The following is a 12,757-nucleotide window of genomic DNA, read 5'->3' as shown; positions in this document are numbered from 1 at the left end:
CGATCGTGATGGTCGGTTTTTTTATGTCATCCGTAAACACAAAGAAAGAAAACGGCAAGAGAGAAGGTCTGATATCTAAGCGCTATCGGTATGAACCCAATCAACCTCTCGCTGAACAAGCATCTGAGGTTGCTTGGGTGTACGTGTCAATTGAATCACATCAAGTTAGGGATAAGCCATGCACAACACTCTGCCACGTTACCTCACCTTATTCGCCGCACTGCTCTTACTGTCGAGTCAAGCTTTTGCTGCGCCGAAAAGTGAGTTATGGCCCATTTGGGATCGCAGCAACGAAACATCTTCAGCATCTTTCGATCACAGCAAATGGCAACAGCTTCTAGATTCTTACCTGACCGAACAAGGTCAGCATACCCTATTCAACTATGGCGCAGTGTCAGCTCAAGACAAGGCTGTACTGGAGCAATACCTGACCGATTTAACCTCACTTGACCCACGTAACTATCGTCAAAGCGAGCAATTTGCTTACTGGGTGAATCTGTACAATGCGCTGACCGTGAAGCTTATTCTTGATGAATACCCCATTAAATCCATCACCAAGCTGGGTGGTTTTTTAAGTTTTGGCCCATGGGATGACAAAGTCACCACGGTCGCAGGGCAATCGCTGACATTAAATGATATTGAGCACCGCATTCTTCGTCCGATCTGGAACGATTCGCGCATTCATTATGCCGTGAATTGCGCCAGTCTTGGTTGCCCGAATTTGGCCAACACTGCCTTTACTGCTGAGAACACCGAGTCTTTGCTTGATGCAGCGGCAACACAGTTCACCAATAGCGCCAAAGGTGCCGTCATTGAAGGCAATACATTGACCTTATCATCCATTTACGACTGGTATGGCGTTGATTTTGGTCGCAATGAACAAGCTATTTTGGAACAGATAGACCTATATCGTGACGGGAAGCCGCTGAAAGGCTGGTCAGGTAAAATCCAGTACGATTACGACTGGTCGCTCAATAAGCCATAACAATGATTGGTAATCATCGCCTTGATGATTACAATATCAACCATCTCGTGGGGAGCTGACATGAAGTCGGCTGAGATTGCGAACGCTAAACCCATAAACCTGAACCAGATAATGCTGGCGTAGGAATGAGATGTCGCGGAGTGCAACTCAACTCAATGACCCTCAGCCTCGCCGAACATGATGTGAGGCAACCATGAAAATCCCATTTTCCACCCTGATGTTAACCATGGCCATGGCGGGCCCTGCGTTAGCCGATACTTCTAACACGTTAACCGTTTACACCTACGACTCGTTTGCCGCTGATTGGGGTCCGGGTCCTGCGGTGAAAAAAGCGTTTGAAGCGCAATGTGATTGCACCTTGAACCTAGTGGCATTGGAAGATGGCGTAACCATTCTTAATCGCCTGCGCCTTGAAGGTAAAAACAGCAAAGCTGACATCCTGCTTGGCCTAGACACCAACTTAATGGCGGAAGCGGAAAAAACTGGCTTGCTTGCACCGCACACTGTGGACGTGAAAAACGTCACGCTACCCGATGGCTGGAAAAATACCACGTTCGTGCCTTTCGACTATGGCTACTTCGCGTTTGTGTACGACAAAACCAAACTGAAAACCCCGCCGAAAAGCTTGAAAGATCTGGTTGAAACACGCGATGACATTTCCGTTATCTACCAAGACCCGCGCACCTCAACACCCGGCCAAGGCTTAATGCTGTGGATGAAATCTGTCTACGGCGATCATGTTGCTAGCGCATGGCAGAAACTGGCGGGCAAAACGGTCACGGTGACCAAAGGTTGGTCTGAAGCCTACAATATGTTCTTGAACGGCGAGTCCGACATGGTGCTTTCTTACACCACGTCCCCTGCGTATCACCTGATTGCGGAAGAAAACCCGAACTTCACCAGCGCTAACTTCGAAGAAGGCCACTATATGCAAGTGGAAGTGGCGGCAAAAGTGAAAAGCTCGAACAACCAAAAATTGGCTGATGAGTTTATGCAATTTATCTTAAGTGATGGTTTTCAGAACGCGATTCCAACAGGCAACTGGATGTATCCCGTTACGAGCGTCGAGTTACCAAAAGGCTTTGATACCCTGTCTGTTCCTAGCAAAAGTTTGCAGTTCACACCTGAAAAAGTCGCGGATAATCGTCGCACTTGGATCCGTGAATGGCAATCCGCATTAGTGAAATAACATCGTGCTAAACCCATCTAGAACGTGGCCGGGCATTCTCTCGGCCTCGTTAATCGCGGCGCTGATCAGCGCCGCGTTGTTTTCTTTGCTTTCTCAAGCACCGTCGTTAGATGTCGCCTCGCTATGGCGTGATCCTTACCTTCAACACGTCACTGTTTTCAGTTTCAAACAAGCGCTGCTTTCCACACTGCTTTCTGTCGGGCTAGCGATCCCCGTTGCCCATGCGTTATCGCGACGTCAGTTCAAAGGCAAAGCGCTGCTGCTTAAACTGTTTTCCATGACCCTTGTGCTACCCGTGTTGGTCGGCGTTTTTGGCCTGTTGGCGATTTATGGTAAAAGCGGATTGCTGGCAGACACGCTGCCGCTATTTGGCATGGAATGGGATGTGAGCATCTACGGCTTGCCCGGCATATTGCTCGCACACGTTTTCTTTAACTTGCCCTTTTCTGCTCAATTACTGGTTCAAGCCCTAGATCAAATCCCGTCAGATCAACGCCGTTTGGCGCAGCAACTGGGGATACGAGGATGGCATCAATTTCGCTTGCTTGAATGGCCGTATTTACGCCAGCAATTGCCCCATACCATTGGCTTGGTATTCATGTTGTGCTTTACCAGCTTTGCCGCCGTAATGGCACTCGGTGGCGGCCCGGGTGCAACCACCATTGAACTGGCTATTTATCAGGCCATCCGTTTTGATTTCGATTTGCAAACAGGTGCGCTGCTTGCCTTGTGGCAATTGATTCTCTGCGGTTTATTCCATCTGGTGGTGCAGCGCATGACCAAGCCTGTGACCCTGCAAGGTAAAGACAGCAACATTCTGTTGCCCAAACGTTGTGATTCTCGAGGCGAGAAAATATGGGATAGCGTTTGGATCGGTTTTTCAGCGCTGTTGGTTTTGCCTCCACTCGTCATGGTGCTGGTGAGTGGTATCAACACCAGCGCCTTGTCAGTACTCACACAAGGTGCGTTATGGCGCGCAACGGCCAACTCTGTCTCTTTGGCGTTTGGCAGTGCTGTCTGCGCATTTGTGTTGGGTGCGACAATTGTGCTGACCAGCCGATTCTGGCGTCTGACAGAGCAATCAAAACGTGCCGATGGTATTGAAATGGCCGCCTCACTCATTTTGGTTGTACCTAGCGTGGTATTGGGGACGGGATTATTTTTGATGCTGCGTGAACATATGGATGTCTTCAGTTCACCGTATTGGTTAATACTCGCAGTCAATACCTTAATGGCTTTGCCCTATGTGGTGAAGGTACTCAGCCAGCCAGCCTATCAGCTCGCACAGCAATACCATGGTCTTTGTAATAGCCTTGGTATCAAAGGACTCAACCGACTACGTTTGATCGAATGGCGAGCCCTTAGCGCACCCATTGCGCGCGCATTCGCCGTCAGCTTCGTATTATCAACGGGAGATTTAGGCGCAATCGCCCTAGTCGGCAGTCAAGATTTTCAAACTCTCCCTCTGTACTTGTTCCATTTAATGGGAAGCTACCAAATGGATGCAGCGGCGGCAGCATCGCTTGTCCTGTTTGCACTGAGCCTTGGCAGCTATGCCCTTATTGAAACTTTGATCACGAGAAAACGTCATGCTAAAAGTCAGTGAATTGTCGTATCACTATCAGGCAGAAACACTGTCTTTTTCGTTTGAATCTGCGCCAGGTTCCATCACCGCGATTCTCGGCCCAAGTGGGGCGGGTAAAAGCACCCTGCTCTCGCTGCTGTGCGGTTTACTGCCGCCAAGTGGTGGCAGTGTGCAATTTGGTGACGAGACATTCACCCAAGCCCCTGCACATGAGCGTCCACTTTCGATCTTGTTTCAAGAGCACAACCTTTTCGCCCATTTAACCGTGTTCGAAAACATTGGGCTCGGCATCAGTCCGCGTTTGGCACTTAATGCCGATGATAAAAAATCCGTAGAGCAAGCCACTGAGCAAGTTGGATTAGAAGGCTATCTTGACCGATTGCCTGGGCAGCTTTCTGGCGGCCAAAAACAACGTGTCGCACTGGCACGATGCCTGGTTCGCAACCGTCCGCTGTTGCTGCTTGATGAGCCCTTCTCTGCACTCGATCCTTCGTTGCGTAAAGATATGCTAGAACAGGTAAAACAACTCGCTCGACAATCAAACATCACCATTTTGATGGTTACTCATCACCCTGAAGATGCCATGGCTGTCGCTGATAACGTTTTGTTTATAGACGATGGAAAAGTGGTCTATCACGCGGAAATCTCAGAACTTAGCGCGCCAAATGAAATCATAAAGCAATATATTTCATAATGTTAGCATTGAAACACTGGTCAGACATTGCGCATCAATCAACCGCATCTATACTTATTTTTAAGACACTTAACTCATAAGAGAGATGCGATTGTGACTGTTACCAGTATTGATGTGCTGGACTCGGTGGTCGATATTACGGCCCAGACGGAGTCCGATACCATTTCTGAAAGCCTCATCACAACAATTTTGCAATTGACCCCGGCAAATCAGGTTCTGGTGTTGGATTATAATCCTGAGACAAATCCTGAATTTATGGTCGTCGCATGTTCAGACATCTTTCTCTATGAAGAAGAGAAAGATGCCATTGAGCGAGTGCTGCACAATTGCGTGACTATTGGTGACAATGTGGTGGAATACATTGCCTCTGAAAACCAGTCTCTCCTCGCGGTGCCTATCAATGGCGAGAGTGACGAAATTAGCGCCGTGGTTTTCTGCAAGTGCGATCAGTTAAAGGGTGATGAAGTCCAGCTGATTGAAGGCTTAGCAAAAATCTATGAAAACTATCAAAAAATCATTTCTGCCAGTGAACGTGATGGCCTAACAGGGCTATATAATCGCAAGTTGCTCACGACGAAAATTGATTTACTGCTTGACCGCTTTCTCATACAGGGAAACAGCATTACTGATGACCCTTCTCACCACCATTGGGTATGCATCTTTGACATCGACCATTTCAAGCAGGTTAACGATGCGTTAGGGCATGTATTCGGTGATGAAGTGATTCTGCTGATCACGGCAATGATGAAAAAAGCATTCGACGATGAAGATCTTCTGTTCCGCTACGGAGGAGACGAGTTTGTGGTCATTATGCATCCGCAGTCTCGCGAGGATATGGAAGTCACTGTTCGTGGTTTTATTAAGACAGTCAACGAGCGCGATTATGGGCAAGCCAAAGATGTATCAATCTCAATGGGTGCGGCCTCGATCAGTGATCAGGAACTTAATGCGATAACCGTTTTAGGCTTTGCCGACCAGGCGCTTTATAAAGCCAAACAAAATGGACGTAACCAAGTGGCATTTTATGAAGATTTGATTGCCAGTGGCGAATTACAATCTCTCGTACCAGAAGATGACGTAGAGCTGTTCTAAGTGCCATGCACGCTACAATGTAAGCCGCCCACAAAGGCGGCTTTTGTTTTTGTGACACAAAATCCAAATTCACACCCCCGAAGCCATTGACAAAAACATCACGAATCAATTCCCTAAATGCAGATGCTTGCGTATAATCCACGCCAGAAAATCTAGACAGGTTGGTCATTTCGAGTTCATTTATGCCCCGCATTCGCCAGTTCGTAGTTACCGCACTAATGTTGTTTCTTTTTTTGGTTTCGCCTGCTTCACTTGCCGATACAAAGCAATTGATCGTCACTGGCTCATCAACTTGGCAACCTTTCTCATTCATTAACCGTGACGGGCAGCCCGATGGGATCATGGTCGACTATTGGCGCCTGTATGCTAAAGCCAACGATGTTGATGTGCGCTTTCATTTGTTGCCTTGGAGTGAGTCTCTTCAATTCGTAGCCAACAACGAAGGCGTGATCCACGGCGGCTTAGGCTATACGGGTGATCGCGCTAAACGCTTAGCATTCTCACGCGAGTTACCACTCAAGCACTACAACGTCAGTCTATTCGTACAAAAAGACCTGCCCTTCGAGAACTTTAATACCCTTGGAACTGCCAAAGTTGGCTCAGTTAAAGACAGCACCAAGCATGCCTTTCTCTTGTCCCGCTTGCCGGAAAAAAACATTGCGCTATTCCCCACCTTTGGTGCGCTGAATGAAGCGGCATACCGTGGTGAAATCGATGTGTTTATCGATGATCTCACCACCGCACTTTACGATATGCGCCACTCAGGAAATACGGGCCTGTTTACACCAAGACGTAAGCTCTACTCTTTTCCTCTTCATTTTGCGGTGACAAAAAGCGCGCAAAATGAAGTGACTCAGATTGAACGAGGGTTAGATAATATAAGCGCAGATGACATTAGTGCGATTTATAACAAGTGGATCCCTGCTAGCAAGATCTATGCGACCCTGCCTTGGCTGGATAAAAAAGCCCACTATGTGATTCTCATTTCTTCTTTGGTATTGCTGATAGGCGGACTAACGCTTTACCATCGCTTATTGAAATTTCGCACCAATGAGCTAAAAAGTGCCGTTGAGGCGCTGAAAGATTCAAATGATCGCCTTGAAAGTGCTGTGCAAAATGACGTTCTAACCGGCGCTAAATCTCGTCATCAATTTTTCACACAACTCGCCGACAAGCGCTTTTCTCCTTCGCCATTTGTGGTTGCTGTGCTGGACATCGACGGGCTGAAACACATCAATGAAAATTATGGCCAATACATTGGTGATATGGCACTAAAACACCTTGCGACCCAACTGCGCCTTCAACTTTCAAGCCAGACCATGTTTGCACGCCTCAGTGGCGGGGAATTTGCGATATTGTTTGATTTGAGTGATAGCAGTCAGGCGATGCGAAAAATTAATCAGATACAAAAAGCCCTACAACTGAGTCCACTCTATTTTGATCAACAAGTCGTTCCAGTGAAATTCAGTGCGGGAGTGGGCTGTTACCCTTATGACGGTGAGCATGGTGAAGCTTTGGTACGTATCGCATCGATGCGTATGCGAGCAAACAAGCCAAACTATGGCACTTATAGCGCGAATGATAATGAACCAGACAACATGGCTGAGCGTCATTGGGCTTAATCGTGATCGCAAAAACACAGTAGTGAAAACCAACACAACAAAGGCTGCCCGAAGGCAGCCATTTTTTTACCCTTGCTCTATCAACTATCTAATAGTGACTATCCATCAAGCTGCTATAAATTTTCTTCAGCGAACTCGGCCAGACGACTTCGCACCACGCCATTCAAGTAGACGCATGCACTGCCTTCAAAGTTTTTAAACCGCTCTACGATATAAGTTAGCCCTGACGTCACAGGGGTCAGATACGGACTGTCAATCTGCGCAAGGTTTCCTGAACAGACAATTTTTGTTCCTTCACCACAGCGCGTAATAATAGTTTTGAGCTGTGATGCCGTGAGGTTTTGGCACTCATCCAGAATCACAAAAGCGTTCTGTATGGAGCGACCGCGCATAAAGTTAACCGATTTAAACTGAATGTTGGCTTTATCCATGATGTAACGCATGGAGCCATCGGTGCACTCGTCGTTTTTATGCAGCGCTTCTAGTGTGTCGGTAACCGCGCCGAGCCAAGGGAGCATTTTCTCTTCCTCGGTTCCGGGTAAGAAACCAATAGACTCGGCAATTTCTGGGGTATTTCGGGTGACAATGATCTTGTCATACATCCCTTTTTCCACCACCTGCTCAAGCGCTGCTGCCATGGCAAGAATGGTTTTACCACAACCCGCAGGCCCCGTTAGAATGACCAAATCGATATTCGGATCGAGCAAGGCATCCACGGCCATACCTTGATAAATATTTTTCGGACGCACCCCCCATGCTTCACGATGCATTAAGCGTTCACGGCTAATGTCTTTGAGTTGGAGTTCGTTGTCATTGAGCCCAACCACTCGCCCCGCAAAGTCATCGCCTTCGTCAAGGAAATATTGGTTCATGTAGGTGTTGTCGACCAATTCACGCGGCACGGTATGCAACGTGGTTCTGCCGCTGTTTTGCGTGTCGCATTGCCCGACTCTATCCCAGAAACTGCCTTCGAATACTTGAAAGCCCTTGGTAAGCAGGCTGACATCGTCGATTAACTGGTCAGTACGGTAGTCCTCAACATACAGCACACCCGCACCTTTGGCGCGAAGTCGCATGTTGATGTCTTTGGTGACCAAGACCACCTTGCGGGGCGTACGTTTGGCTTGCAGGAACAAAACGGCATTGAGGATACGGTTATCACCGGCTTTGTCCGCAAAAGCTTGGACTGTTTCTTTGATTTCAAAATCCACCAGGATCGAAACCGTGCCAGTGCCACCTTCTTTGCCAACGACAATCCCTTCTGAGATTTGATCCGGCGTTGCGTCTTTGAATATATCTTCGAGGGCCCGAATCGCTACCCGTGCATCACGGGACACATCCCGCTTACTGTCTTTGATCCGGTCAAGTTCTTCGAGGACGGTCATAGGAATGACCACATCATGTTCTTGAAATGAATAGATGGCGAATGGTTCGTGAAGCAGGATATTGGTATCCAGCACAAAGAATTTCCGTTCGGCATCGCCCATAGACACCTCCTTGGTAACATAGGCAAGTGGGACAACCCACATATTCCCCTAATGACGATGCCCTCCTGAAGAAAGACACTCGCATCGGGGGATATTCTTAATCGTAAGACAATTTCAAATCCTTACACGTCGATTACGCCACATTTTCACGAATTTGTTGCCTATTTGTTACGCGCGCCAAATTTCTTACATTGACCGTGACCATGTTCACAACTTCAAGTACCATTAGCGACCATTTTCTCAGTGCTCATCATGGCCTACACTGTAGTTCTCGAAAAGCACGCTCCAATTTGTGTCAGCTTTAACCAGAGGTTTCTTCCCTTATGCCCTACGCCCTCGGACAACGTTGGATCAGCGATACTGAAAGTGACCTAGGTCTTGGTACTGTGGTTGCTATCGACGCGCGTACCGTTACCCTAATGTTCCCCGCCAGCGAAGAAAATCGTTTATACGCCCGCAGCGACGCGCCAATCACCCGTGTAATGTTTAATGTGGGTGACAGCATTGAAAGCCACGAAGGCTGGTTTTTGCAGGTTGAGCACGTTGACGAAGAACAGGGAATACTGACCTATACCGGCCAACGCTCAGACACAGGCGAAGACAATGTTCAACTTCGCGAAATTTTTCTGAGCCACCAAATTCGCTTTAATAAACCGCAAGACAAACTGTTCGCGGGTCAAATCGACCGAATGGATCGCTTTGCACTTCGCTATCGCGCGCTGAAAAACCAATACGAGCAGCATAAAAGCCCGATGCGTGGCCTGTGTGGTATGCGTGCTGGTTTAATCCCACACCAACTATTCATTGCTCATGAAGTGGGTCGACGTCACGCGCCACGTGTTTTATTAGCCGATGAAGTCGGTCTGGGTAAAACCATCGAAGCAGGCATGATCATCCACCAGCAAGTGCTGTCGGGTCGTGCATCTCGTGTATTGATCGTGGTGCCAGAAACCCTGCAACACCAATGGCTGGTAGAAATGCTACGTCGCTTCAACTTACATTTTTCAGTGTTTGATGAAGAGCGCTGTGTAGAAGCGTTTGCCGATGCTGATAACCCGTTTGATACTGCGCAACTTGTACTTTGCTCGCTGGATTTCCTGCGCAAAAGCCGCAAGCGTGCGGAACAAGCGGCAGAAGGCGAATGGGATCTGATGGTTGTGGATGAAGCGCACCACCTTGAGTGGAGCGAAGAAAAGCCAAGCCGTGAATATCAGGTGATTGAAGCCATTGCAGAAAACACGCCAGCGGTGCTGCTATTGACTGCAACCCCAGAGCAATTGGGCCATGAAAGCCACTTTGCACGTCTGCGTCTGCTAGACCCAGATCGTTTCTATGATTACCAAGCATTCGTCAAAGAAGAGCAGCAATATGCACCCGTTGCTGATGCGGTTAGTCAGTTGCTGTCTAACGAAACGCTGACCAATGATGCAAAAAACAGCATCACTGAGCTGCTGTCTGAGCAAGATGTTGAGCCATTGCTACGCATCATCGAAGCCAATGACATCGATGATAACCAACGTCGCGACGCACGTAACGAGCTGATTGATAACCTGATGGATCGCCACGGCACTGGCCGTGTTTTGTTCCGGAATACCCGTGCTGCTATTCAAGGATTCCCTCAGCGCCACCTAAATCTGTACCCACTTGCGTTACCTTCACAGTATCAAACCTCGATGCGCGTGGCGGGCATCATGAGTAGCGGTAATCAAAGCCTTGAGCAGAAAGCGATTCAGTGGTTGTACCCTGAAGATATCTACCAGCAGTTTGAAGGCGAAAACGCCACCTGGTGGGGCTTTGACCCGCGCATTGATTGGCTGCTGGATCTACTAAAATCTAACCGACAAGAAAAAGTGCTGGTGATCTGTTCACGAGCACAAACGGCGCTTTCGCTAGAACAAGCACTGCGTGAGCGTGAAGGCATTCGTGGCACCGTTTTCCACGAAGGCATGTCGATTCTTGAGCGTGACAAAGCGGCGGCTTATTTCGCCCAAGACGAAGCTGGCGCGCAGGTGCTTATCTGTTCTGAGATCGGTTCAGAAGGTCGTAACTTCCAGTTTGCAAACCAATTGGTGATGTTCGATTTGCCCATGAACCCTGACTTGCTTGAGCAGCGTATTGGTCGTTTGGACCGTATCGGCCAACAGCGCGATATCGAAATCCATGTGCCTTTCATGATTGGCACCTCACAAGCACTGCTGGCTCGCTGGTACAACGAAGGCCTAAACGCCTTTGAAGAAACCTGCCCAACCGGTCGTGCCGTGTTTGAGCACGTTCAAGATGACCTGCTTCAGCTTCTGGCAAAAGGCAGCATTGATGAGTCTCTCGATGCACTGGTCGAAACCAGTGCCGAGATGCATTACCGCTTGAAAGGTGAAATGGAAAAAGGCCGTGACCGTCTGCTGGAAATGCACTCTAACGGTGGTGAGCAAGCGAAAGCGTTGGCAGAAAAAATTGCCTCACTTGATGGCGACACCAATCTAGTGACATTCGCATTGGGTCTGTTTGATACGGTTGGCCTGAACCAAGACGACAAAGGCGAAAACGCCATTGTGGTGACGCCATCAGAGCACATGCTGGTATCAAGCTATCCAGGGCTACCTGAAGAAGGCTGCACCATCACGTTTGATCGCGAAACAGCACTCTCACGTGAAGACATGCGCTTTATCAGCTGGGAACACCCGATGATCCAAGGCGGCATCGATTTACTGCTGTCAGAAGATGTCGGTACGACGGCGGTTTCACTGTTGAAAAACAAAGCCCTGCCTGTTGGGACTTTGTTCCTTGAACTGCTGTATGTTGCTGACGCGCAAGCGCCGAAAAATTCAGGCATTCATCAGTTCCTTCCGGCTGCGCCAATTCGGGTGCTTCTGGACGCCAAAGGCAATGACTTAGCAGCCCAAGTGGAATTTGAAGGCTTCAACCGTCAATTAAGCCCAGTTAACCGCCACCTTGGCAGCAAGCTTGTCTCTTCGGTTCAAACGCAGATCCATGGATTGATTGAGATGGGCACCCCGATTGCACAAACTCATCTGGTGTCGGTAAAAGAAAGTGCCGAAGCGGAGATGACCACCAAGTTGCGCTCGGAATTGGATCGCCTACAGGCTTTGAAAGCGGTAAACCCGAACATTCGTGATGACGAGTTGGAAAGCTTGGAAACACAAATGTCGGATTTGCGTACCTACATCAGCCAAGCGCAAGTTCGTCTTGATGCGTTACGTGTGATTGTGGTTAGCCACCAGTAATCCGTTACCGGTAAACATTTGCTAAACACTCAATCAAGGCACTGCTTCGGCGGTGCCTTTGTTTTTCACTCTCTTCTTTTTCAAGCCTGTCGTGCTACACTTCCGGCCGTTTAATTTTCGAGCGAACTCATGAGCGACTTTATCTACAACCCGCCAAAGGAACCTTGGCTGGACGTTATTTATCAGGATGATGACATTATCGCCCTGAATAAACCCAGCGAACTCTTGACCAATCCGGGTCGCGACCCTGCGCATTACGACAGCGCTTGGTCACGCATCAAACAAGAGTATCCCAAGGCGGAATTGGTACATCGCCTTGATATGTCCACCTCTGGCTTAATTGTGTTCGCTATGCACAAAGACGCTGAACGCCACTTGAAAGCGCAATTTCGCGAGCGAGTAACCCACAAACTTTATTACGCGCGGGTTTGGGGGAATGTTGAGCTTGATGAAGGTCGTGTGGATTTACCGCTAATTTGTGATTGGCCGAATCGTCCAAAACAAATGGTGTGCTTCGAAAACGGCAAGCCGTCTATCACTGACTATGAAGTGATCAAGCGCGAGAAGAAAACCACATTGATGCGCCTGCTGCCCATCACGGGACGATCTCATCAGCTTCGCGTACACATGTTGGCGCTCGAGCACCCGATTGTTGGTGATGAATTTTATGCGTATCCGCAAGCGTACAAGTATTCGCCACGTCTTCAACTTCATGCGGGCGAGTTATGTTTTCTTCACCCTGGCACAGGTGAACCCATGCATTTGTCGGCACCCTGTGATTTCTACGCCAATGCCCCTACTGATACATTGGTCAAACGTGGCATTAAAGCCGATGCAAGTTTATTGAAATAGCGCTGTCAA

General features: G+C 48.5%; 9 protein-coding genes and 1 riboswitch. Of the genes, 8 read left to right on the top strand and 1 reads right to left on the bottom strand.

Going from position 1 to position 12,757, the window contains the following annotated elements; genetic code table 11:
• The first annotated feature begins 178 nt into the window (after positions 1-178).
• From AB8599_RS01710 to AB8599_RS01685, 6 genes are all read left to right on the top strand, one after another.
• Entirely contained in the window at positions 179-985 is an 807-nt protein-coding gene (locus AB8599_RS01710; RefSeq protein ID WP_407332093.1) for a DUF547 domain-containing protein, read from the top strand.
• A gap of 38 nt (positions 986-1,023) precedes the next feature.
• Positions 1,024-1,128, top strand: a riboswitch (TPP riboswitch).
• 50 nt (positions 1,129-1,178) lie between these two features.
• A complete protein-coding gene (gene thiB, locus AB8599_RS01705; RefSeq protein ID WP_407332092.1) occupies positions 1,179-2,174 on the top strand; it encodes a thiamine ABC transporter substrate binding subunit in 996 nt (331 codons plus the stop codon).
• Positions 2,175-2,178: 4 nt separating this feature from the next.
• Positions 2,179-3,780, top strand: coding sequence for a thiamine/thiamine pyrophosphate ABC transporter permease (gene thiP / locus AB8599_RS01700; protein WP_407332091.1), 1,602 nt, complete (start codon positions 2,179-2,181; stop codon positions 3,778-3,780).
• Entirely contained in the window at positions 3,764-4,453 is a 690-nt protein-coding gene (thiQ, locus tag AB8599_RS01695; RefSeq protein WP_407332090.1) for a thiamine ABC transporter ATP-binding protein, read from the top strand. Before thiP ends, thiQ begins: the two co-directional genes overlap by 17 nt.
• A 93-nt stretch (positions 4,454-4,546) precedes the next feature.
• Complete coding sequence (locus tag AB8599_RS01690) at positions 4,547-5,545, top strand: GGDEF domain-containing protein (protein ID WP_407332089.1); 999 nt, start codon at positions 4,547-4,549, stop codon at positions 5,543-5,545.
• A 218-nt stretch (positions 5,546-5,763) separates the two neighbouring features.
• Positions 5,764-7,167, top strand: coding sequence for a diguanylate cyclase domain-containing protein (locus AB8599_RS01685; RefSeq protein ID WP_407332088.1), 1,404 nt, complete (start codon positions 5,764-5,766; stop codon positions 7,165-7,167).
• Between the two features lie 113 nt (positions 7,168-7,280).
• Here the strand turns inward: AB8599_RS01685 and AB8599_RS01680 are convergent, their stop codons facing one another.
• Positions 7,281-8,654 carry a PhoH family protein gene (locus AB8599_RS01680; RefSeq protein ID WP_407332087.1) on the bottom strand — a complete coding sequence of 458 codons (1,374 nt, stop codon included), beginning with the start codon at positions 8,652-8,654 and terminating at the stop codon, positions 7,281-7,283.
• 323 nt (positions 8,655-8,977) lie between these two features.
• Here AB8599_RS01680 and rapA point away from each other — a divergent pair, with 323 nt between their 5' ends.
• A complete protein-coding gene (gene rapA / locus AB8599_RS01675; protein WP_407332086.1) occupies positions 8,978-11,896 on the top strand; it encodes an RNA polymerase-associated protein RapA in 2,919 nt (972 codons plus the stop codon).
• 129 nt (positions 11,897-12,025) lie between these two features.
• The gene (gene rluA / locus AB8599_RS01670; RefSeq protein WP_407332085.1) at positions 12,026-12,748 is read left to right on the top strand and encodes a bifunctional tRNA pseudouridine(32) synthase/23S rRNA pseudouridine(746) synthase RluA; all 723 of its coding nucleotides are present in this window, start codon (positions 12,026-12,028) and stop codon (positions 12,746-12,748) included.
• Positions 12,749-12,757: the final 9 nt, after the last annotated feature.

The sequence above is a fragment of the Enterovibrio litoreus genome (genome assembly GCF_045679545.1).
In the GTDB taxonomy this organism is placed as follows: Bacteria; Pseudomonadota; Gammaproteobacteria; order Enterobacterales; family Vibrionaceae; genus Enterovibrio.
This window is presented reverse-complemented; position numbering and strand designations above follow the sequence as displayed.

Coding starts and splice junctions, on each gene's coding strand:
- AB8599_RS01710 (WP_407332093.1), top strand. CDS start 179: ATGCACAACACTCTGCCACGTTACCTCACCTTATTCGCCGCACTGCTC.
- thiB (WP_407332092.1), top strand. CDS start 1,179: ATGAAAATCCCATTTTCCACCCTGATGTTAACCATGGCCATGGCGGGC.
- thiQ (WP_407332090.1), top strand. CDS start 3,764: ATGCTAAAAGTCAGTGAATTGTCGTATCACTATCAGGCAGAAACACTG.
- AB8599_RS01685 (WP_407332088.1), top strand. CDS start 5,764: ATGTTGTTTCTTTTTTTGGTTTCGCCTGCTTCACTTGCCGATACAAAG.
- AB8599_RS01680 (WP_407332087.1), bottom strand. CDS start 8,654: ATGGGCGATGCCGAACGGAAATTCTTTGTGCTGGATACCAATATCCTG.
- rapA (WP_407332086.1), top strand. CDS start 8,978: ATGCCCTACGCCCTCGGACAACGTTGGATCAGCGATACTGAAAGTGAC.
- rluA (WP_407332085.1), top strand. CDS start 12,026: ATGAGCGACTTTATCTACAACCCGCCAAAGGAACCTTGGCTGGACGTT.